The sequence below is a fragment of the Sphaerisporangium perillae genome (assembly GCF_023276435.1).
GTDB lineage: Bacteria > Actinomycetota > Actinomycetes > Streptosporangiales > Streptosporangiaceae > Sphaerisporangium > Sphaerisporangium perillae.
Map to the genome: position 1 here is coordinate 311,378 of NZ_JALLPO010000002.1, position 22,366 is coordinate 333,743.

16 protein-coding genes are annotated in these 22,366 nt (G+C 73.2%); 3 read left to right on the top strand and 13 right to left on the bottom strand.

The genetic code is table 11. From position 1 onward, the window contains the following. Positions 1–117 precede the first annotated feature (117 nt). The 6 genes from MYF83_RS03430 to MYF83_RS03455 are packed head-to-tail and all read right to left on the bottom strand — an operon-like array spanning position 118 to position 7,609. Positions 118–972 carry a glutamate ABC transporter substrate-binding protein gene (locus MYF83_RS03430; RefSeq protein WP_248958660.1) on the bottom strand — a complete coding sequence of 285 codons (855 nt, stop codon included), beginning with the start codon at positions 970–972 and terminating at the stop codon, positions 118–120. 13 nt (positions 973–985) lie between these two features. Further along, positions 986–2,470: a GlnX family signal transduction membrane protein gene (locus MYF83_RS03435; protein WP_248958661.1), complete on the bottom strand. Its 1,485-nt coding sequence runs from the start codon at positions 2,468–2,470 to the stop codon at positions 986–988. 1 nt (position 2,471) lies between these two features. Further along, entirely contained in the window at positions 2,472–3,410 is a 939-nt protein-coding gene (locus MYF83_RS03440) for an FHA domain-containing protein (protein ID WP_248958662.1), read from the bottom strand. Between the two features lie 2 nt (positions 3,411–3,412). After that, entirely contained in the window at positions 3,413–4,702 is a 1,290-nt protein-coding gene (locus MYF83_RS03445; protein WP_248958663.1) for a vWA domain-containing protein, read from the bottom strand. Then, complete coding sequence (locus tag MYF83_RS03450) at positions 4,695–5,609, bottom strand: PP2C family protein-serine/threonine phosphatase (RefSeq protein ID WP_248958664.1); 915 nt, start codon at positions 5,607–5,609, stop codon at positions 4,695–4,697. The genes MYF83_RS03445 and MYF83_RS03450 overlap by 8 nt, the downstream gene beginning before the upstream one ends. Next, positions 5,606–7,609, bottom strand: a complete 2,004-nt coding sequence (locus MYF83_RS03455) for a serine/threonine-protein kinase (RefSeq protein ID WP_308201389.1) — start codon at positions 7,607–7,609, stop codon at positions 5,606–5,608. The genes MYF83_RS03450 and MYF83_RS03455 overlap by 4 nt, the downstream gene beginning before the upstream one ends. Here MYF83_RS03455 and MYF83_RS03460 point away from each other — a divergent pair. After that, positions 7,608–8,030: a hypothetical protein gene (locus MYF83_RS03460; RefSeq protein WP_248958719.1), complete on the top strand. Its 423-nt coding sequence runs from the start codon at positions 7,608–7,610 to the stop codon at positions 8,028–8,030. The genes MYF83_RS03455 and MYF83_RS03460 overlap by 2 nt on opposite strands. Here MYF83_RS03460 and MYF83_RS03465 read toward each other — a convergent pair. The 3 genes from MYF83_RS03465 to MYF83_RS03475 form a co-directional block, all read right to left on the bottom strand. Continuing rightward, the gene (locus MYF83_RS03465; RefSeq protein ID WP_248958665.1) at positions 8,005–9,195 is read right to left on the bottom strand and encodes a hypothetical protein; all 1,191 of its coding nucleotides are present in this window, start codon (positions 9,193–9,195) and stop codon (positions 8,005–8,007) included. The two genes, MYF83_RS03460 and MYF83_RS03465, sit on opposite strands and share 26 nt — an antisense overlap. 173 nt (positions 9,196–9,368) lie before the next feature. Then, complete coding sequence (locus MYF83_RS03470; RefSeq protein WP_248958666.1) at positions 9,369–9,581, bottom strand: hypothetical protein; 213 nt, start codon at positions 9,579–9,581, stop codon at positions 9,369–9,371. 56 nt (positions 9,582–9,637) lie between these two features. Then, on the bottom strand, positions 9,638–10,651 hold the full coding sequence (locus MYF83_RS03475; protein WP_248958715.1) for a GTPase family protein: 1,014 nt from the start codon (positions 10,649–10,651) through the stop codon (positions 9,638–9,640). A gap of 112 nt (positions 10,652–10,763) precedes the next feature. Between MYF83_RS03475 and MYF83_RS03480 the strand changes: the two genes are divergently transcribed. Beyond that, complete coding sequence (locus tag MYF83_RS03480) at positions 10,764–14,366, top strand: AAA family ATPase (RefSeq protein ID WP_248958667.1); 3,603 nt, start codon at positions 10,764–10,766, stop codon at positions 14,364–14,366. 8 nt (positions 14,367–14,374) lie between these two features. Here the strand turns inward: MYF83_RS03480 and MYF83_RS03485 are convergent, their stop codons facing one another. Then, the gene (locus tag MYF83_RS03485) at positions 14,375–15,058 is read right to left on the bottom strand and encodes a YoaK family protein (protein WP_248958668.1); all 684 of its coding nucleotides are present in this window, start codon (positions 15,056–15,058) and stop codon (positions 14,375–14,377) included. Between the two features lie 223 nt (positions 15,059–15,281). Between MYF83_RS03485 and MYF83_RS03490 the strand changes: the two genes are divergently transcribed. Continuing rightward, the gene (locus MYF83_RS03490) at positions 15,282–16,520 is read left to right on the top strand and encodes an NsdA family TPR-like regulatory protein (protein WP_248958669.1); all 1,239 of its coding nucleotides are present in this window, start codon (positions 15,282–15,284) and stop codon (positions 16,518–16,520) included. Here the strand turns inward: MYF83_RS03490 and MYF83_RS03495 are convergent. The 3 genes from MYF83_RS03495 to MYF83_RS03505 form a co-directional block, all read right to left on the bottom strand. Next, the gene (locus MYF83_RS03495) at positions 16,462–19,254 is read right to left on the bottom strand and encodes a helix-turn-helix transcriptional regulator (RefSeq protein WP_248958670.1); all 2,793 of its coding nucleotides are present in this window, start codon (positions 19,252–19,254) and stop codon (positions 16,462–16,464) included. The two genes, MYF83_RS03490 and MYF83_RS03495, sit on opposite strands and share 59 nt — an antisense overlap. 117 nt (positions 19,255–19,371) lie before the next feature. Next, on the bottom strand, positions 19,372–21,162 hold the full coding sequence (gene leuA, locus MYF83_RS03500) for a 2-isopropylmalate synthase (protein ID WP_308201396.1): 1,791 nt from the start codon (positions 21,160–21,162) through the stop codon (positions 19,372–19,374). Positions 21,163–21,292: 130 nt separating this feature from the next. Beyond that, positions 21,293–21,721: a hydroxyisourate hydrolase gene (locus tag MYF83_RS03505; protein WP_248958671.1), complete on the bottom strand. Its 429-nt coding sequence runs from the start codon at positions 21,719–21,721 to the stop codon at positions 21,293–21,295. Positions 21,722–22,366 lie beyond the last annotated feature (645 nt).

Here is a 22,366-nt window from a genome sequence, read left to right on the forward strand (position 1 = left end):
GTTCACCGGTAATATAGCGGCCCGGCCGGGAGTATCCGAGCCGCCCTCATCTCAGCCGAGCTGGACGTTCATGAAATTTCACCCGAACGGCGGCCGGCGGGGAGGTGCCGTTCCGGATCAGCCGCAGCCCTCGAACTGCGGGACGGCGTAGTTCAGGGCGAGGCCCGACTTGGCGAACCACTTCTGCAGGAGCTTCTTGGCCGTGCCGTCCTGGTACATCTCGGTGATGGCCTTGTTGACCGCCTCGCAGCCGTCGATGTCACCGGTGCGGATGCCGATGCCGTACCGCTCGTCGCTGAACGGCGCGTTGACGATCTTGGTGTCGGAGGTGGCGAACCCCGCCAGGATCAGGTCGTCGGTCGAGACGGCGTCCACCTTGCCGGAACGCAGATCGGAGACGCACTCGCTGTAGGAGGCCGACGCGACGAGCGCCACGGGGATCTTGCGCTCCTCCTTCACCCGGCGCCAGGAGTTGGACCCGGTGACCTGGCAGAGCTTGCGGTCGCGAAGGTCGCGCACGTTGGAGACGCCGCCCTCCCCCGAGCGGACCAGCGTGTCCTGGTGGGCCACGTAGTAAGGGCCGCCGAACGACACCTTGGTCTTGCGCTCCGCGGTGATGGAGTAGGTGGCGACGACCAGGTCGACCGCGCCCTCCATGATCATTTTCTCGCGCTGGGAGGAGGGCGCGGTGACGAACCGCGCCTGCTTGCCGAGCTTGCGGGCGATGTAGGTGGCGACGTCGACGTCGAACCCCGAGTAGCCGCCGTTGGCCGCCTTCACCCCCAGGCCGGGCTGGTCGGCCTTGACCCCGATGACCAGGGAGTCCTTGTTCAGGACCGACGTGCCGGCGCCGCAGGAGGCGACGAGCGGGAGAGCCGTCGCCGCGGCCACCGCCACGGCGGCGGCCCGGCGGAAACGGCGGAGACGGCCTTCCCCGCGCCCGGGGCGGTACTTCCGAGTGAGCGTGACCATCAAGACGTTCCCTTCAGCGGTACTCGGCGAGCCGGGGCCGGACACCGATGAGGACCAGCAGGACGGCGGCGAGCGCGGCCGCGGGCGGCACCAGGTTCCACCCGCCGAGCGCGCCGTCGCCCTCGCGCACCGCGCCGTCGAACGCCTTGCGGTGCAGCGCGGTGAGCTTGACCAACGCGTCGTCGTAGGCGGCGAACGCCGGGCCCATGGCCTGGCTCACCGCCTGCCGCTGCCTGCCCCCCGTGGCCAGGCGCCGTATCTGCTGGTCGTTGTTCTGGAACGCCTGGTAGCGCGCGAGGACCTGCTCGAACGCCGGACCCTGCCCGGCCAGGGTGAGGCGGGAGGCCTCCGCCCCGAAGAACCCCAGGAAGTCCTTCTTGCCGCCGGAGACGAAGTCGTCCACCGTGGCGTAGTACTTGTCGAGGTTGCCGGCCGGGACGTAGAACACCGCCTGCGACTTGTCCAGGTACACCTGCTCGTAGGTGTCGGCCCGCTGCGGGTCGAGCAGGTAGCGGCTCTCGTCCCCGTGCAGGGTGTTGCCGATGGCACGGGCCCGCGACAGCGCGAGGACGGAGTTGAAGCCGTCCTCCTTGGCGTCCCTGAGCACGTTGCCCTCGTGGTTCAGCACGGCGATCGCGGCCACGGCGAGCGCGCCCACGACGATCGTCGCCACCAGCGCGGGCAGGTTGAACGTGCGCCGGAACCCCCGGCTCAGGAAGACCTGCAACACGATGAGCACCAGCAGGGCGAGCGCTCCGGCGACGCCCACCCAGATGCGCGCTTGCTGGACGGCGGACAGCTCGGCCAGGTAGGCGTGCCTGACGATGGTGCCGCTGTCGAGGGTCAGGTTGTAGGCCTTGGGCAGCAGGTCGAGCCGCATGAGGTCGGTGGCCTGGCGGTAGACGTCCAGGACGGCCTGCGGAGGCGGCCCGGCCGCGTGTTTCGCCTGCTCGTCGAGCAGCAGGGCGCGGGCGGCCAGCCGCTCGTACCGGCCGAGCCCGTCGAGGAGCGCCTGCACGGTCATCTGCTGGGTGGCGTCGCCGCTGGCGAGGTCGGCGGCCTGCAGCACGGCGCGGTCGGCCTGCGAGCGGCGCTCCTCGTAACGGTCGAGCATCCCCTGCCGGCCGGGGCCGAGGCCCTGCTCCCGGCCGATGAGCAGCAGGTTGGCGACCTGGGCGTCCATGTCGCTCAGCGCGAAGTACAGGTCCGCGGTGGTCACGACCTGCGGGCCCGCCGTGTGGCCGATCGCGTTCAGGCCGTCCCTGGCGTGCCCGACGCCGATGCCGACGGTCGCGAAGAGCAGCAGGATGGCGCCGGTCGCCAGGCCGGCCAGCAGGCGGATCCACCCGGGCACGGTGCGCACCCGCAGGACGCGGCGCAGCGGTGCCGGTCCGACGGCCTGGCCCGCCGGCGCGGCGGTGGCCATGGCCTGGCCGGGGTCGTGCGGGACGGGCGCGGGTGGCGGGGCCTGGGCGGTCGCGGGTGCGGGAAGTGTCATCTCAGGCCCTCCGGACCGTGATGACGGTCCACGCGCCGACGTGCACGCGGTCGCCGTCGGCGAGCGGAACCGGAACGTTGATCTCCACGGTCTCGCCGTTCACCATGGTGCCGTTGGCCGAGCCGGGATCGACGAGCTGCCAGGTGCCGTCGGGCAGGGCGAGCAGCACGGCGTGCAGGTGGGAGACGCCCGGGTCCTCCGGTGGCCCGGACAGGTCGATCTCCGGCGCGAGCGCCCGTGACTGGCTGCGCCGCCCGATGCGCATCTCGGTGCCGGCGAGGGACACCTGCCGCTCGGGGCAGTAGGGCGGGAACGCGACCCAGGCCGCGTCCGGGCCGCCCTGGGAGATCATCGTGTCGTAGTACGCGCGATCGGCGGCGATGACCGCCACCCAGCCGCCCGCGGGCGCCGGGGCCGGCGCGCCGCCGGTCGCGGGTGAGCCCCCCGGCACGGGCTGGGCGGGCTGCCACGACGAGCCCGCCTGCGCCGGCCGCGAGGGCGGAGCGGGCTGGACCGGTCGCGACGGCTGCCACGGCTGCGAGGGCGCAGCGGGCTGGACGGGCTGCGACGGCTGCCAGGACTGACCGGGCCGGACCGGTTGCGCGGGCTGCCACGACTGCGAGGGCGGCGCGGTCCGGGAGGAGTTCCCCGGCGGAGGCGGCGCGGGGGCGGGCTGCGCCGTACGGCTGCCGCCGCCGAGCACGAAGTCGTACCCGCACGTCTCGCAGAACCGGCCGCTGCGCGGCGCCCCGCAGTCAGGGCACGCGTCGAGCTGCTCGCCACCCGCCGCGGCCGACCCGGAGGCCCCGGGCGCGGAGGGCGGGCCGGCGGGCGCCGGCGCCTCGGGGGCGCCCTGCGCCGGAGTGCCCGACATCAGCGCGCCGCAGATGTCGCAGTACTCCTCGTCGGAGGAGTCGTGCCCTACGGGGCAGGTGGCCATCCTCAGTTCTCCGGGTCCTTGCGCATGCGGACGGTGCGGACCGACCTGGTGTCGAGCGCGATCTCGTCCGCCTTGTCAACGACGCGCTTGAGCCGCGCGGTTCCCGTCTCGGGGTCGACGTCGATGACCTTGTCGAGCAGCTTGGCCGTCTCCTCGTTGCCGGCCTGCTGGGCGATGCCGCGCGCCCTGCCGAGCCGGGCGGTGGCGAGCTCCTCGTTGCCGTCGTTGCGCGCCTGCAGGCCCTCCTGGATCAGCGAGGCGAGCTCCTGCTGGCCGGTGTAGTGGGCGACCCTGGGGTTGATGCGCGTGGACTGGACGGGGTCGTCGCTCCACTGGGCGAGGATGTTGCCGCTGGCCAGCACCTGGCCGGTGCCGGGGATCACCAGCTTGACCAGGCCGGCGCGCATCTCCTGGCCGACGTTCCCCGAGGGGACCCGCACGCTGACGTGGTACTCCCGGGACTCCCCGCCCCAGGCGCCGGTCGGGTAGTCGCCGGTGAGCGCGTCCACCTCGGTGCGGCGGCCGGTGAGGTCCTCGAGGGCCGGGGACACCTGCTTGACGAAGTTCAGCGTCGCCGCCCGCGGCGTCCACACGCGCAGCGCGACGTCGGCGACGGTCTTGCCCATCGCGGCCTCGGTCATGGCGCGGAAGTCGGCCTCCAGCTCCTCGGGCCTGCGCACGTCCATCACGCTGCCGAGGAGCGCCGAGCCGATCCTGCGCACCTCGGCGACCACCCAGTCGGTGCCGACGCCGCGGCAGTCGCAGACGAACTTGCCGGTGCAGTACGTCAGGTTGGCGTCGAACTCGGGGGCGGGCTCGTGCTCGTTCTTGCCGTCGGTCAGCAGGATGGCGTGGCGGATCGCGCCGGGATGGCCCACCTGGTGGGCGCTGAACAGGTCGGCGGCGCGGCGCAGCCACCGGCCCATGGCGGTGCCGCCGTCGGCCCGCAGCTGGGAGACCGCGGCCTTGGCCGCGTTCCGGCTCTGCGCGTCCGCCGGGACGAGCTGCCCCGTGCCCGGGAAGACCACCTCGGCCTGGTGGTCGCCGGAGATCACCGCGAAGTAGACCCCGTCGCGCAGCGTGTCGATGGCGGCCTGGGCGGCCTTGCGGGCGTCGGCGATCTTGCCGTAGGCCATGGAGCCCGAAGTGTCGATGATGATCACCTCGGCCGCCTCGGCGACGGGGGCCCGTTCGACCGGTCCGCTCGCCTCGACCGTGATGATCCCGTGGACCTCCTGGCTCCCCGCGGGCAGGTACTTGTTCTGGTCCACGCGAATGGTGAAATCAGTCACTTCTCTCCTTCGGGAATGCCACCGTCGCCTCCGCCCGCTCCCCCTGTCCGAACGGGATGATCGCGACGGTGATGTTGTCGTGTCCCCCGGCCTCGTTCGCCAGCCGTACGAGCCGCCGTGCCGCCGAGAGGGGCGTGCCGCTCAGGGCCGTGGCGGCCAGCATCTCGGGCTCGGGGTAGTAGTTCCACAGGCCGTCGCTGCACAGCAGCACCGCGCCCGGACCGTCGGTGGTGAAGGTCCTGACGTGCGGCACGACCTCTCCGGCGTCGGCGCCCAGCCACGCGGTCAGCATGTGCGTGCCGGGGGTCGCGTCGTCGGTGGTCAGCAGCGAGGAGTTGTCGCCCAGCCAGTACGCCCGGCTGTCGCCCACCCAGCCGACCGTCACCTGACGGCGCTCGACCACGGCGGACACCAGCGTGCACGCGGGCGAGTCCTCCCCGATGCGGGCCGAGAAGGCGACGGTGTCGGCGGCGAGCCGCACGGCCTCACGGGTCGCCGCCTCGGCGCCCTCCCCCTCGGCGAGCCTCTTGGCGATGGTGACCGCCGCGATGTCGGCCGCCGCCTGGGAGGCCTCGTCCGGGCGCGGCGAGGTGGACACCCCGTCGCAGACGACGGCCACGACGGCGTCCTGCCCGGCGGTCACCAGCGCCATGGCGTCCTCGTTGCGGCTGTGCCGCAGGCCGCGGTCGCTGACCCCCGCCATGGCCGCGAGCTCGATCTCGACGTGGTCGCGGCCCGTGGGCTGCAGCATGCCGCAGTTCTCGCAGTAGCCGTCCTGGCCGATGCTCGCCGACCCGCACGCCGTGCAGGAGGCGCGCGGGGCCGAGGACAGGTCGTGCCCGCACTGCTCGCAGAACGCCTCGCCGGCCATGACGCGGGTGCCGCACTCGGGGCAGGAGCCGGTCACCACAGCGTCCTCGGCCGCACGGCGTTGGCCCGCCCGATGAGGGCGTGACGCTCCTCGGTGGACCCGGCCGACCTGGCGAGCGCCCGGTAGACCCGCTCCAGCTCGCCGCGCACGCCGGGCTCGCTCAGCGGGGTGGTGCCGAGCAGCGTGCCGTTCCCGGAGACCGCCTGGCCGGTGACGAACCGGGCGAGCGCGCTCTCCAGCACCTCCGAGGCGAGCCCGTCGCGGTCGCGCGTGTCGAGCTTCAGCGTGCGTAACCGCTCGCCGGCGGCGACCAGCTCCGGTTCGGCGGGGGCCTGGCCGCGTACGACCACGGCGACCGCGGCCACCTGGGCGGCGGTGCGGTGGATGGAGGTCGGCGGCATCTGGTCCAGGACGCGGATGGCTCCCGCCCGGTCGCCGGCGGCGAGCCGGATGCGCGCCAGGCCGAAGCAGGCGCTGACGTAGGAGCGGTCGGTCCGCCAGATGGCCGCGTAGTGCCGTTCGGCCTCGGCGCTCGCCCCGGCGACCTCCAGGGCGAACGCGAGCGCGAGGCGGGGCGCCGCCTCGCCGGGGAACCACGCGTACAGGCCGTCGAAGAACTGCGCGGCCGTGCCGGCGTCCCCCGCGGCCAGCTCGGCGACCCCCCGGTACCACCAGAGCCGCCAGTCGCCGGGCAGGTCCTTGGCCGCCGCCGCGTACAGCGTGTCGGGGACGGGACGGCCCAGCTCGCTCAGCACCCTGATCAGCGCGAGCTTGGTCTCAGGGGTGGGCGGCGCGGACTCCAGCACGGCGATCAGCTCGTCGGGGCTGCCGGAGGTGAGACCTGCGAGCAGCCCGGCGGCGGGGTCGAGCGGGTCGACCAGCGGCACGGGGAGCCCGGACGCGGCGTCGGCGCGGACGAGCGGCCCGAAGGCCTGCCCGGTGGTGGCCGGGGCCAGGTCGGTGCCCACGGCGGCCCGCTCAGGGCCGAAGACGCCGGACTGCGCGGGGTGCGGCGTTCCCTCCTCGGCGGCGCGCATCTCGCGGAGCACGCCGACGAGCTGGTCGGACATCTCGGCCGCGCTCTGGAACCGCCTGCCCGGATCGGGATCGGTCGACCGCTGCAGGAACCGCTGGAAGGACTCGTACCGCAGGCCCATGTCGGGCAGCGGGGCGGGCTTCCCGCCGCTGGTCGGGCTGAACGGGAAGCTCAGCACGGCGAGCGTCCGGCCCACGGTGTACAGGTCGGAGGCGATGGAGGGGCCCTGCGAGGCGATCTCGGGCGCCTGGTAGCCGATGGTGCCGTAGATGGCGCTGTCGGGGTCGTCGATGCGCCGCACGGCGCCGAGGTCGATGAGCTTGAGCTGCTCCTCCACCTGGATGACGTTGGCGGGCTTGAGGTCGCAGTACAGCATGCCGCGGTCGTGCAGGTAGCCGAAGGCCCGCAGGATCTCATGACCGTAGGCGATGACCTGGGACAGCGGGAGCGCCTCGCGGTTGTCGCTCTCCCTCAGCCTCTTGCGCAGCATGTCCTGGAGCGGCTCGCCGCCGACGTACTCCATGACGATGTAGCCGACCAGCGTCCCGGTGCCCGGGTCCGGGTGGTTCACGAAGTTGAAGATCTTGACGATGTTCGGGTGGTCCATCGCGGTGAGGTAGCGCCGCTCGGCCTCGGCGGCGGCGAGCGCCTCCATGTCGCCGGTGTCGAGCAGGCCCTTCATCACCACCCAGCGGCCGTCGAGGTTGCGGTCGGCGGCCAGGTAGATCCAGCCGAGGCCGCCGTGGGCCAGGGCGCCCTTGACCTCGTACTGCCCGGCGACGAGGTCGCCCGCGACAAGTTTGGGGGTGAAGGAGAAGCGCTGGCCGCAGTGCGGGCAGAACCCCTCGGGCCGCCCGGGCCGGCCGTCCCTCTGGCGGCCGACCGGCTTGCCGCAATCGGGGTTGCCGCAGAAGCGCCGGTCCTCGGGCACCTCGGGGTTCGCGAGCACGACCGCGGAGGGGTCGCGGTAGGGGACGGGGGGCACCTCGACGAGCCCCATGCCCAGCATCCCCCGGCGGGAGCGGGTGCTGGCGCGGCGGGAGGAGCTGGTGAAGCCGGTGATGCCCGTGCGGACCGAGCCGGTGGGCGTCGTGCCAGGGGTGCCGGCGGAGGGGCCGGTCATCGCCGCCGAGGGTGGCACCGCCGCCGAGGGCCAGGCGGTGCCCGGGGGCGGCGGCGCGGAGGGCGGCACCGAGGGCCAGGCGGTGCCCGGGCGGCCGGGAGCGCCGAATCCCGGCGGACCGGGCGGCGTTCCCGGCCCGGCGGGCGCCGCCGGGCCCGTGCCCTGCGGCGGGGCCTGCGACGGGCGCGCGGCCTCGGGGAGAGGGGCCATGCCGCAGGTGTCGCAGTACCCCTCCACCACCGTGCCGGCGCAGCCGGGTTGCGTGCAGTTGGTCATCCGGCCGCTCCGATTCGAGTGATGGCCCGCTGGTACTCGGCGACCGCCACGGTCGCCCGCCGTAGATCGCACGGCGCCGTCCACAGAAGGTCGCGCGCCGCGCCGTACAGCCCGGCCAGGGCGACGTCCTCCGCGTGCCCGAGCCGCACCGCCTTGGCCTGGTAGGCCGAGAGCCGCCCGCGGAGCTCGTCGCGGCGGCCGATCAGGCCGCCCATCGACTCGGTGACGCGGCCGGCGTGCGCCAGCGCCTCCTCGACGCCGCGTTCGACCGCGGCCAGGCGCTCGGCCAGCTCCAGCCAGCGGCCGCCGGCCGTGTCCAGCGCGGCCAGCCGGTCGCGCAGCGTGGGCGCCTGGTCGGGCAGTTCGGGGAGGGACGGCGACTGGATCTTGCCGAGGACCACCTCACGGACGCGCCGCGCCTCCCGCTCGGCCTCGGCGACCGCCTCGATGCGCTCCTCCAGGCGTCGCGCGCGGCCGGCGTACTCGTCGCGGACGCGCACCGCCTGCTCCAGCGCCGCCCGGCGGGCGTCCACCGCGCGGGCCAGCGTGTGCAGTTCGCCGGCCAGGCCGGAGGACCCCAGGGGGTCTGTGGTGACCTGCGCGCGAAGGCGGCGGACCTCGACGTCGAGGCGCTCCAGCTGAGCGTCGGGCGTGCCGAGGCCGGTCTCCAGTTCCTTGGCCGCGCCGCGGGCGGCGCCGATCTCGTCCAGCATCGGGAGCAGCGCGTTCCAGGCGGCGTCCACGGCCGCGATCGTCTCGGCGATCTCGCGGTACGCCTCGTCCATGCGGGCGAGGACCACGTCCAGCGTGATCCACTCGCCTTGGGCCCTGAGCAGGGAGCGCTTCTCCAGCGGCACGTCGTCGGGCTTCAGCTCCACCGACCGGCCGGAGAGCAGGGCCGTCAGCAGGGCGAGGTCGGGCTTGGCCGCGGACCTGGCCTCCTGCGCGAGGTCGAGCACCCGGCGGTAGGTGTCGAAGAGCCACCACAGCGTCACGAGCCTGACCTGGGCCTGCTCCCACCGGCGCGCGGTCTCCCCCGTGGGGGTCATGCCCTTCAGCAGCCGGTGGCTCGGGTGGTCGTCGAGGTCCAGCATGTCGCCGGCGACCCGGTCGCGCTCCTCCATGCGCCGGCGCAGGGCATGGTCAATGCCCTCCAGGCTCATCGGAGGGCCGGCGGCCCCAGGCATGCCCAACGCTCCGCGCCTCCCCCGGTGCTGGTGACTAGTCCATCTACATACACATTCTTTCCATAATTCGGAAGCATGCGTGCGCCCGGCAGGGGACGGTACGGCGGGTATTCGATCACATACCGGTCACGCAGGTGTCACGGAGAGGGCGCCGAGGCCCGCGCGGGCGGGGCTCAGCGGCCGACGAGCCAGTTCCACACGTCCCTGACCACGTCGAACCCCACGTCGGCCACGACGCCGGTCTCGCACGCCACCGCGTCCTTGATCAGGTGCTCTATGGCCTCCTCGTCGCGGTACTGGACGGCGTAGTCGAGCCGGATGAGGTACTCGGCGTCCTCGCGGCGCCCGGCGTCCACCGCCCGAAGGATGTCGTCATCGTCGATCATGGAAAGGTTCCTCGTATCCGGCGTGGCGGTTTCCCGGCGGTCTCCGCGGCGCGCGGTCAGAGGGGGAACCGCGCGAGGTCGAACGCGCTGACGCCGCGGACCCCGTCCCAGACCAGGAAGTTGCCGTACTCGCGCATCGTCGCGACCGGCACCCCCGCGAGCTCGGCAACGTCGCCGAGCATGCGCTGGAACCGGAAGACGGCCGCCGGCCCGAGCTTGTTCACCACGCCGACCATCAGCCGCACGAGGTTGTAGCGGAACAGCGCCGAGCACGGCAGGACCCGGTGGCCGTCACGCAGCCGGGAGAACACCGCGGCGTGCTCGGGGTGGGCGGCGCGGTACCTGGCGCACACCTCCTCGGAGAAGTGGCCCCGGTAGCGGACGGCGTTCCGGTCGAAGCTCAGCCGCTCGTCGGAGATCGCGAACTCTCCGGTGTTGTACGTGGAGGTGCGGAGCAGGTCGCCCCAGGGCTCGATGAGGGCCCGCTCGAAGTGGGCGGCCTTGCGCTCCAGCCGGGCGGCCAGCGCCGGGGTCGGCAGGAACGAGCCGTGCGGGCCGCGCATGTCGAAGATCCACGGAGGCGGGGTGAGCGTGTCGGCCTTGGTCAGGACGAACGTCAGCTTGCCGAGCAGGCGGCCGCACGCGTCCTGATCGGCTCCCGCCAGGAGCATCGCAAGGCAGCGGGCGTCGGCGGTGGTCGATCGGCTGTCGGCGTGGATGGCCCATATGACGACATCGGACTCCAGCAGCTTCGCCAAATACATCGCGACGTAGGGGGCATTCTCGCTCAGCGACTCCCCCATTCCCGGCATATCCCAAAATGTCAGCATGTGATCGGAATTGCCGGGAATCGATATGGCGCGCGGTTCGCACGTGGCCGGCTTCACGTCCCCGACCGGCAGACTTGTACCGAACAGGGCGTTGAGCAGCGACGACTTCCCCACGCCCGTCTGGCCCATTATGGCGACGCTCAACGGCCTATTCGACTCGGCCTCGCGTTCGCGGCGCACGCGCCGCCTGACCTTTTCGAGCCCGCGCTCATCGAGCGCGCCTGCCGGAATGCGGTCCATCCTTGCCACAGGCTCACCTCACGTCATAGCGTTGACGAGGTTTTGCGGATTTTCGGTACCTGCCTCATCGTGGCCACCGATCCTTGCGATGACCTTGCGGAAAGGGCGCCGATTGACGATCGAGAACCGGCCCCCGGTGAACGTGGCGAGATTCGACATCAGATTGCTCGGCGAGGTCTCGATCCTGGTGGACGGATCGCCGAGGAAGCTCCTGCCGCAGACGGCCAAGGCCCTGGCCATGCTCGTCTCCGCCAGGAACCCCGTCCCGCAGAGCAACCTGGCCGCCGCGCTCGGGCAGAGTCCCGGCTGGCCGGTGCCCGATGTGGCGCCCCCGCTGTCCCGGCTGCGCCAGGCCCTCGCGGGCGGCGCGCTCGACATCCCGCCCGCCAAGTGGTCCCACGCCTACGAGCTGGTCGAGAGGGAGCACGGCTACCTGGCCGCCACGCTCGACGCCGCCCGCTTCGAGACGCGGCTGCGCGAAGGGCGCGAGCTGTACGACGACGGCGACCTCCCCGCGGCCATGGCGGCCCTGCGATCGGCGGCCGGCGAGTGGCGGGGCGCGCCGTTCGCCTCGCTGTCGGCCGGCTGGAGCCTCCCCTGGGTGTGCGAGACCTACCGCGCCAAACTGGAGGAACAGCGCAAGGAGCTGATACGCCTCGTCGCCCGGGTCGCGCTGCGGCTCGGCCGCCACGAGGAGGCCGCGTTCCTGGCCGAGGGCCCCGTCGGCGAGGGCGCCGGCGACACCACGGCGATGTGGCTGCTGCGCTTCCTCACGACCCTTCGTGAGGACGGCGCCACCGCGGCCCGCGAGGTCGTCGGACGGCGCCGGGAGCGCTCGCGGGGCGACGAGGCGGCGCGCCGCGCCGAAGACCTGCTGCTCCTGCACGAGCACGGCTTCGACGTACACGCCCCGCTCGGCGGCGGGGGCGAGGAGACCGGCGAGCACGGCGGCCCGCCGGTCCTGGTCGGCCGCCGGCGTGAGGTGCTGGAGCTGTCGCGCCTGGCCGACCGGCTGCGCGGCGGCGACGCCGTGGCCATGGCCCTGTGCGGCCCCGGCGGCATCGGCAAGACCCGCCTGCTGCGGGAGGCGGCGCGCCTGGCCGCCCGCGCCGGAGTCCCCGCGGTCACGGTGACCTGCCACGACCTCGACGCCCTCCGGCCCTGGCGCGAGCTCGCGGGCGCGGTCTGGAGTCACCTGCGACGCGACCTCGCCAGCGTGCCCGAGCCGATCAGCGCGCAGGAACGCGACACGCTGGAGAAGCTCATGACCGCCGGGACGACGGGCTCCCCCGCCCGGCCCGGCCACGAGCGCGACCCCCGGGAGCTGACCTTCCTGCTGGTCAGCCTGTTACGCAGGGCCGCCGGCCGGGGCCTGCTGGTGGGCTTCGACAACGCCCACCTGCTCAGCCCCTACGCCGAGGAGCTGCTGCAGCACGTCAGGAGAGGGCTCGGCCCGGTACCGGTGGGCTTCCTGCTCACCACCCGGTCCGAGGCCGCGCACTGGAAGGAGGCCATGGACACCGTCACGGTGTCCCCGCTGACAGAGCAGGAGGTGGGGCAGTGGCTCAGCCGGACGTGGCGGCGCCGGCCGACGGCCGGCGAGATCGAGGAGGCCGCACGGGTCACCGCCGGCCTGCCCCTGGCACTGTGCGCCCTCACCGAGGCCGGTGACCTGCGTCCCGCTCCCGCCGGGCCGGACGCCAAGGCGGGCCCCGCGTTCCCCTGGCTCGCGGCGGCCGCGATCACGGCGCTCGGCCAGGACATCGACACCGCCCTGGTGGCGCGGATGCTCGAGCTTGAACCGGACGAGGCCGACCATGCCCTGGCGCTCGCGGCGGCGGGCGGCACCGTGACCTGCCACGACCGGGTCCGCTTCGCGCACGATCGCTCGCGCGAAGCGGTGCTGGAGGAGCTCGGCCGCGATCCGGCGCTGGCCAGGGACCTGCACCGCCGTGCCTTCGAGTCCCTGACCGAACGCACGACCACAGGCGGCTGGGCCGACCCCGCCCTCCCCGTGCGCGTCGCCCTGCACGCGACGGCCGCCGGAGCCGCCGTCCCGGACGAACGCGCCGCCGCGGCGTGCCTGGACGCGGCGCGTGCCGAGCAGCGCGGGTTCGCCGTCGAGGGGGCGACCGCGTGGGCGCAGGCCGGCCTGCGGCTGCGCTGCGACGCCGCCACCCGCGCCGGCCTGCTGATCACCCTCGGAGACGCGCTCAGCGACGCGGGTGACATGGACGAGGCCGGACGCCGCTATCTGTCGGCGCACCAGGCGGCCGAGGGGCTGCCGGCGCTCGCCGCCGCGGCGGTGATCCGCCTCGCCCGCAGATGGTCGGCCCCCGGCCGGGTCGACCGGCAGCTCGTCCACCTGCTGCGCGGCGGCCTGGCCGCGCTGGAGCACGACGACGGCGAGGAGGCCGCGCCGCTGCGCCTGCAGCTCCAGGCCCACCTCGCCAAGAAGCAGACGATGGCGGTCGCCCAGAGCGCCGACGACCCCGTCCCCGACGGCCCGCCGCCCGGGGTGGAGCTCGCCCGCGCCACGCTGCGCGAGCTCCCGCCCGGCGCCGACGGCCTCGTCCGGTGCGAGGTGCTCAACGAGTGCCGCTGGGCGCTGTACGACCACGCCCACCCCAGGGAGCTTCTCGGCATCTCCGCGCGCCTCCGCGAGGCGGGCGTCCAGGCGGGGTCGGCGTACTTCCACAGCGAGGGCCTGGTCGCGCTGGCCATCGACCAGCTCAGGCTCGGGCTGGTCAGCGACGCCCTCGGCACCGTGGACGACCACCGCAGGCACGTCGCCCGCAACCCCCGCGCGCTCGGCCCGTGGCTGCAGAACACCCTGGACACGGTGATGGACCTGTGGAACGGCGACTTCCAGCGCGCCGAGGACCGCCTGATGGGCGAGTCCCTGCGGATGGTCCAGGAGCTGACGGCCGACCACGCCGTTCCCGCCGAGACCCTGTGGCAGACCTGGATGGGCCAGCACTACTGGCTGCTGTACGAACGGGGCCGGATGGAGGAGCTGTTCGACTCCGGTCTGGCAAGGCAGATCGAGCAGCACGCCTACTTCCCGATCTGGCGGGCCGCGCACGTCCTCGCGCTCTGCGAGACCGGCCGCCACGACGAGGCCGCCGACCGGCTCACCGCCATCGTCCGCGAGACCTCCGGCCTCGCCGCGCTCCCGCCGCACGGCTGGTCGGTGGCGACCCTCGCGTTGCTCGCCGAATCCTGTGCCCTCATCGCCGAGTCCACGGCATTCAAGGCACCCGACCCCGGACGAGCCGGACTCCCGGAGGGCCCCGAACACGCAGGCGGCACCGGACCGCGCGAAGGCACCGGGCTCCTGGAGGGCACCGGGCTGGAGGAGCACATCCCGCTGCTTCGGGCCCGGCTCGCCGCCCACCCCGAGGAGATCGCGCTCGCCGGATGGCCGACCGTGCTCTTCGGCCCGACGGCGCGGTCCCGCGGGCTGCTGGCGATGGTCGCGGGTGACGTGCCGGAGGCGCTGCGCCGCTTCGATGAGGCGACCCGCATGGTGTCGGCCGCTCCCCCGCACATGGCCAGGCTCCAGCTCGACCGCGCGATGGCACTGCGGCTCCTGGACCCCTCCGACCCCACCGGCGAGGCGACCCGCCTCCTCCACCGCTCCCTCCGCCTCGCCGACCGCCTCGGCATGCCCCGTCTCGCCGCCAAGGCCCGCACGCTTCTCACCGCGAGCTGATCACCCGGTCAGTGGCTGCGGGAGCCGGGGTGGGCGGCGTAGCCGGTGGCGGTGAGGGCGACGCAGGCGGCCACGGCGAGCAGGACCCAGGCGGCGCCCGCGTGCCGGAGCAGCAGCGCTCCGAGGCAGGCGCCGAGCAGGATGGACCCCACCGAGACGATCCGGCGCAGGGCGCGGGGGTTGGTGCCGCCGGCCAAGGTCGACTCCGCGGCCAGGCCGGTGAGCGTGCGGGTCAGCACGGTCGTCGTCAGGTCCGGGACGGCGAGGACCCGCACGATGGCGTTCTGCAACCCCATGGCGACGGCGACCAGGGCGATCACGAGGTGACGCTGGGCGTCGGTGGACGCGCCGAGCAGGGCCGAGGCGGCGGCGGCGAGGCCGGCCGCCGTGGCCTCGGCGGTCAGCGTGAGCAGGATCCGCGAGCGGCGGGAGCGCGCGTGGACGCTGATCCGGCCGCCGGCGACCGCCCCGGCGAGGAAGGCGAGCAGCGAGTTCAGCGACGCGGCGGCCGAGAACCCGGGGGCGCCGGCGGTGGCGAACCCGAGGATGACCACGTTGCCGGTCATGTTCGCCGTGAAGACGTGCCCGAGCGCCAGGTAGCTGACGGCGTCGACGCAGCCGCTCAGCAGGGTGAGCACGACGAGGGCCACGGGCAGCGGGTCGCGCGCGTCCCGCCGGGCCAGCGGCCTCATGGTCGGCCCTTCCTCATCGTCGACGGTTACACACCGTGACGCTAACGCAGATCGGGGCGGTGTTGTCGCAAGGCGGGCGTCACCGCGTGTGATGTCAGGCCGGGGTGCCGGGCGCGCCTGAGCGATTGGCCCTCAGGTTGGGGGATGAGGAAGCGGGCGGGACGGCGAAGGATGAGAGGCGGGCATACCCGTGCCCACTCGCACGCATGTCGGAAGGAGCGCGATGATCGGCATCGACATTCCTCTCTGGGCGGCGCGGCTGCGGGCGTGGCGGCGCGGCAGGCTGTGGAACCGGGAGGACCTCGGCCGGCGGCTCGCCGACAACGCCGACGAAAATACCCGCGACCGCATGCCCGCCGGGGAGGATCTCACGGCGATGGTCCGCGCGTGGGAGGCCGGCGAGCGGCGGCCCGACGCGCGGTACGCCGAGTTGCTGTGCCGCGTGTTCGGCGCCCAGGAGGCGGAGCTGTTCGGCCAGGACAGGGGGGAGCCCGCCGGCACCACTCTGTGGCACCACCTGACCGGCGTGCCGCTGATGCCGGGACGGTTCACCGCCGATGAGGAGGAGCGGACCGGCCGGGCCATCGAGGACCCGCGCCGCGCCGACCGGCAGACCGTGGCCTACCTGGAGTCGGTCCTCGCGGAGTGCGACCGGCCCGACCGCCACCCCGCCGAGCTGGCCGGCGCCCTGTCCCCGGTGTTCGGCGTGGTGCAGGGGTTCCGCAGCGACGCGGGGCGGACCGTCCGCCGGGCTCTGATCACCCTTTCCTCCGAGGACGCGGAGGCCGTCAGCCGCATGTGGTACGAGGCGGGGCACCTGGAGGAGGCGTTGCGGTGGTCGGACCGCGCCCGCCGCGCCGCGGCCCAGGCGGAGGACGAGCGGCTGGTCGCCTACACGCTGGCCGGACGCGCGGGTCTGACCGGTCCGGAGAGCGATCCCGGGGAGGTGGTGGAGATCGCGGTGGCCGCCCGCGAGCGGCCGGTCCGCGAGCACGCCGTCCCCTCTCCGCGCCTTGAGGCGGTGGCCCGGCTGCGGGAGGCGCTGGGGCACGCGATGGCCGGGGAGGAGGACATGTGCCACCGCCGGCTGGAGGAGTCCGCCGAGCCTCCGGGGGAAGAGCCGGAGGAGCGTCCGAGGTTCGGCTTCGACTACTCCCCGACCCTGCACGAGCTACTGGCCGCGGAGTGCCTGCTCGACCTCGGCCACCCCGATGACGCCATCCAGATCCTGGAGCGGGAGCTCGGGGAGGCCGGGCGGAGCCGCGAGACGGCCTACGACCTCGCCCGCCTCGCCCACGCGTACGCCGACGCCCACGACAGCGAGCGGTACGCCCAGGCCGCCCGCCGCGCTCTGGACCTGGCCAGGGAGACCGGCGCGGCGCGCGCCCTGCGGGAGCTCGGCGTCACGCGGGCATCGAGGTACCGAGTTCCAGTGTCGACGGGAGTTCGGCACGGCTGGTGATGTCGAGCTTGCGGTAGGTGCGGGTCAGGTGCTGCTCGACGGTGCTCACGGTGACGTAGAGCTTGTCGGCGATCTCACGGTTGGTGTAGCCGGCCGCCGCCAGCACCGCGACCCGCCGCTCGGCGTCGCTCAGGACGGCGGTGACGTCGGCGGCCTCGGCGGTGGCGCCGGGCACCGCGACGGGGGCCGCGTCCCCGTCCCGGGTGAGGGACCGGTTCAGCGGGTCCGCGTGGCATTCCTGCGCGACGGCGCGGGCCCGGCCGCCGATCATGCCGGCGCGGCGGTACTCGCCGAGCCCGTGGAAGGCCTCGGTCAGGTCGACCAGGACGCGCGCGAGCTCGTACCGGTCTCCGCCGGCCTGTAACAGGTCGCCGGCCTGGCGTAGCAGCATGGGGCGGTGCCGTGCCTCGCTGGTGGCCGCCAGCAGGCGCATGGCGATGCCGTGGACCCGCGGGGCGCCCGTGCCGCACCGCCTGATCTGCTCCTCCACCAGGCGGCGGGCCTGGTCGGGCCTGCCCAGGCGCAGGCACGCCTCGGCCGCCTCCGCCCGCCAGGGGATGAGCCAGGGCACGTCGAGGTCCCACCGGCCCATCAGCTCGCCGCACCGCTGGAAGTCCCTGAGCGCGAGCTGCGCGTGGTCGGTGGCCAGGCTGTACCGGCCTCTGGCGTGCAGGTAGTGCAGGCCCCAGCGGGTCTGGAACATGGCCTCGGGCACGGGCTGGTCGAGCAGGTCGTTGACGGCGTCGTGGTTGCCCATCGCGGTCGAGGCGATCACCAGGCTGGACAGCGGACCGCCGACGGCGACGCCCCAGCCGGTGAGCGGGATGGTGTCCAGGGCGAGGCGCCCGTGGAACTCGGCGCCGAGCATGTCGCCCTGGCGCAGGGCGATCTCCGCGCGGATCGCCGAGAGCCGCGCCTGCCTGCTCGGGGCGTGCCGGGAGGAGGCCTCGTCGATGAACAGGTCGCACCAGGGGGCGGCCTTGTCGGGCCTGCCGCCGTAGGTGAGCGCCAGCAGGGCGCTCTCGACGGTGTCCATCGACATCTCGTCCAGGCGGGAGCTGCGCAGGATCCGCTCGACGACGGTCACGATCTCCTCGCGCGGCCCGCGGGTCAGCACGGCGGCCAGCGTGATGGCCGACTCCAGCCGCCGGTACGCCGACACCGACAGGATGGCCGCGCGGGACTGCTCGCTGCTCACCTGGGGCAGCTGGGACAGGAACGGGGTGTAGGAGCAGCGCAGCCAGGGGCGGGTGACCACCAGTTCGGTGACGGTGTCGGCGTCGAGCGGCTCGCCCGACTCGCTGAGGCGCTTGAGCACGTCCTGGGCGTCGTCGAACCGGCCGTGCCACAGCAGGGCCTTGGCGAGCACGACCGCGTCGCCGCCGCGCAGGTGGCCCCGGTGGAGCGCGTCGGTGAGCCCAGAGAAATGCCCGGTCGGCGTGCTGGGGTTGATCCGCCATTCGGCCCGCATCAGTGCGGTGGTGAGCCTGACCCGCTTCTGGTCGTCGGCGCAGATCCGGCAGGCGAGGCGCAGGTAGGCGACGGCGGCCTCGACCCGGCCCTCGCGTAGCGCGTGCCGGGCGGCGTCGGCCAGGACGTCGGTGGCCCAGGGCTCGTCGAGGCCGCCGGCGTGCAGGATGTGGTCGGCGATCACCGTGGTGGAGCCGCCGCCGTCGTAGGCGAGCGTCGCGGCGCGCCGGTGCAGGTCGCCTCGCTCGCCGGGGTCCAGCTCGGCCAGTACGGCGGCACGGGCCGACTCGTGCCGGAAGCGGCCCATGGCGAGCAGGCCGGCGACGGTCAGGGAGTGCAGTTCGCGGCTGACGTACTCCTGGCTGACCCCGAGGAGCCGGTCCAGGGAGTCGGGCTGGCCGAGGACGCCGAGCCCCCACGCCACCTGGAGCATCTTGGGGTCGGCGCGGTGCAGGCAGGAGATGACCGCCTGCCCGTAGCCGTCTCCCGGGACGAACTCGGCCGGGGGCCGCCCGGCCGTCCGCGTGGCGGTCTGGTAGTCCTCGATCAGCCCGGTGGCGAGCAGCGGGTTGCCGCCGCTGAGGGCGTACCACTCGGCGGCGAACCGTTCCGCGGCCTCGTTGCCGAGTTGCTCGGCGACCATGCTCATGACGCCGGCCTGGGACAGCGGGGAGAGCTGGATGCGGCGGCAGTGGGGCTGGCGGAGCAGCTCGGTCGGGAAGGAGGTCTCGGCGTACCGCCCGTGGGTGGAATGGCTGAACACCGCGACGATCGAGGCGAACCTCACCCGGCGCGACAGGTAGGCCAGGCACAGCAGCGACGCCCGGTCGGCGTGGTGCACGTCGTCCACGACGATCATGAGCGGGTAGCGCTCGGACAGTTCGAGGAGCACGGTGCACAGGGCGTGGACGATCTGGGCGTCCACCTGCTTGAGCGGTTCGGTCCCGGGGGCGGCCGACATGACGGTGCGAGCGCCCTCCGACAGGAGGGCCATGGCCCGATCACGCTCCTCCAGCACCAGCGGGGCGTCGTGGATGAGCTGCCCCATCACGCCGAGCGGCAGGTCGCGCTCGGCCAGCGAGCCGGTGGCGGTGATGGGCAGCGCGCCGAGCTCGGCGGCCTGCTCGGCGAAGGAGTGCAGCAGGTCGCTCTTGCCGGTCGCGACGGTTCCGCTCACCAGGGCGACCCGGCCCTTTCCCATGATGGCGCTGGCGAGGAGCCCCTCCAGGGAGGCCAGGGCCTCCTGTCGTTCGATCAGGCTCATGACGAGCCTCCCTTAATCCGATGAAAACCACATGTGGCCGCGTGGTGCCTTCCGTTTGTCAGGGCTTGTCCTGATTTGGAGTCAATGGCCACGCTAGGCTCGGCCGCCTTCCACCCCCTATCGGGCGGCTATCCGCGGCGAGGTCACCGGACGGGAGGCGCGGGGAGCGGGGATCTCGACCTCGGGGGCAAGGGCGAGGTGGGGGTGCGGGGAGTTCGGGGTGTCCAGGCGCGCGCGGGTCATGGCCGACCGCACGGCCGACATCGCGGCCGTCTCGACCTCGGAGGCGATCCCGGCGCCCCAGATCGACCGCCCGCCGGCCCGGCACTCGGCGTACACCACCGCCTCGGCGCCGGCGTCCCTTCTCGGGACCGCGTCGTGGGCCGCGTGGTGGACGGCCCGCACCTCCACGCCCCACCGGGCCAGCGCGTCCATGACGCCCTGCAGGCGGTCCGCCCGCCCGCCGCCGACGTCGAAGCGTTCCCCGTCGATGTGCAGCTCGGCCGTCACGGGGTCGCCGCCGAAGACCAGTGGGATGGGCAGGGCCGGGTACTCCAGGTATTCACGGTCGAACAGGGCCCTGACCCGCTCCGGCGTGATCTCGCCGCCTTCGGCGTCGGCCCGGGCCTGCACGGCGCGCGCGAAGTCGGTCTGGAGCGGGCGAGGCAGGTGCATGCCGTGCCAGGCGCTCATGATGTAGGCCACGCCGCCCTTGCCGGACTGGCTGTTGATGCGGACCACGGCCTCGTAGGTGCGCCCGACGTCCCGCGGGTCGATCGGCAGGTACGGCATCTCCCACGGGAGGTCCCGGACCTCGGCGCCCGCCTCCCCCGCTGCGCGCTCCAGCGCGTCGAAACCCTTCTTGATCGCGTCCTGGTGCGAGCCGGAGAAGGAGGTGTACACCAGGTCGCCGCCGTAAGGGTGCCGGGGGTGGACGGGGATCTCGTTGCAGTGCTCGACCGTGCGGCGGACGCCGTCGAGGTCGGCGAAGTCGATGCCGGGATCCACGCCGTGGGCGAGCAGGTTGAGCCCGAGCGTGACCAGGCAGACGTTGCCGGCCCGCTCCCCGTTGCCGAACAGGCAGCCCTCGACGCGCTGGGCTCCGGCCAGCAACGCCATCTCCGAGGACGCGACCCCCGTACCGCGGTCGTTGTGGGGGTGGATGGACAGGCAGACGTGGTCCCGGCGCGAGAGGCTGAGGTGCAGCCACTCGATCTGGTCGGCGAACACGTTCGGCAGGGAGCGCTCCACGGTCGTCGGGAAGTTCAGGATGATCTCCCGTCCCGCCTCCGGGCGCCAGACGTCCATCACGGCCTCGCACACCTCGAGCGAGAAGTCCGGCTCGGTGTCGTTGAAGAGCTCCGGGGAGTACTCGAAGCCGAGGTCGCAGCCGGGCAGCAGCTTGTCCGCGTACTTCATGACCAGCCGGGTGCCCTGCACCGCGAGGTCCTTGCACTCGTCCCGGTCCATGCCGAAGACGACCCGCCGGAACAGCGGCGAGGTCGCGTTGTACAGGTGGACGGTGGCGCGCCGGGCGCCCTCGAGGCTCTCGACCGTGCGCCTGATGAGCTCGTCGCGCGCCTGGACGAGGACCGAGATGCGCACGTCGTCGGGGATCAGGTCGCGCTCGATGAGCGTGCGCACGAACGTGAAGTCGTCCTGGCTGGCCACGGGGAACCCGACCTCGATCTCCCGGTAGCCCATGCGCACCAGCAGGTCGAACATCGCCATCTTGCGCTCGGGGGTCATCGGCTGGGCGAGCGACTGGTTGCCGTCGCGCAGGTCGGTGGACAGCCAGCGCGGGGCCGAGGTGATGGTGTTGTCCGGCCAGCGGCGGCCGGACAGCGCCACCTGGGCGGACGGGCGGTACCGGGCGGCCGCGGGCCTGCCGGAGCGGGGGGCGGGCACGGGCGGCGCCGTCCTCCTGATGTTCGCGGTTGTCACTGTCGGGTTCCCTTCTCCCCGTGCATGCCCCTCGGTCGCCGCGCATCGCCCGGAAGGGTGGAGATCTGACCGGACGCGGCGGGAATGCCGCCGGTCACGCGATCCTGAAATGCGTCGAATACGAATAAGGGGACAGCATCACTTGGATCTGATAGGCGTCCGTCTCGTCCTGCATTCGGAAAGTAACGATTATCTCGGGATAGGCGGCACTGACACCTAGGCCGACGAAGTAGTAGTCGCTGTCGAAGATGATGCGGTAGATACCGCGCTCGAGCTTCTTGTCACGCCATTCGCTTATGCAGCCATCGCTGTCGGTCTCGGCTTCGGCCAGGTCGTGCCATCCGCCGCTGCCGTCGCGCTCGAGGCGGGCGCGTACGCCGGCGGCCGACCGGCCGTAAACGCCGTCCAGCGCCTGCGCGGTAATACTCATGTCCAGCACACCTATCTGCCGTGCCCGCCGCAACGGACGGCTTCGGCACATCGCGATGGCGCGCCGCTCACCGGCGCTCCTCAGTGCGAGCACGCGAGCTGGTAGGGCGTTTCCATCCGGTTCCACCGTCCCTGACCCGACGCACATGCGCCCGGGACCTGAGATGCCGCCGGCACCGGCCAGTCCCGGCCTGGGGGCAAGAGTGCCTAACGCCACTATCGATTCACCTTCGCCCGGCTATTCACCGCCATCATCCGGTGCCCCACGAGGCGTCCCGCCGCAGGTCATCCCCCTTTCGGCACGCCTCGACCGGGCCACGATGGCGTCACCGACCGGAAATATCCGCGTAACGCGCGAAATAGCCGGATTCATGCCGTGACCTGCCCTGATGGCGGGTGAGAAGAGATCCGATAAGGAGCGAATGGTGGCGCTTTCTACGTTGATGGCGTTCCAGCGAATCCGCTGGTGAACACCGCACCGCGACACAAGAAGAGGTCAGGGAAAATGAGCGCTCAGAGTGGTAGCCGCGTCTTCCGGTCCCTTATCTTCATCGTCGCCATCGGCGATATGGAGGCCATCGGCGCCTTCTCGAGCGCCACGTCCACTCCGCGGCTTTCCCAACTGTCAGGGCCGGGCATTCCGCGTCGCCGCGTGATGGCGGGATCCGGCGGCAACACGCCCTGGGGCTGAGCATCGCCGGCGATGTCGCGCCTTGCCTGCCGGCCTCGCCTGAAACGT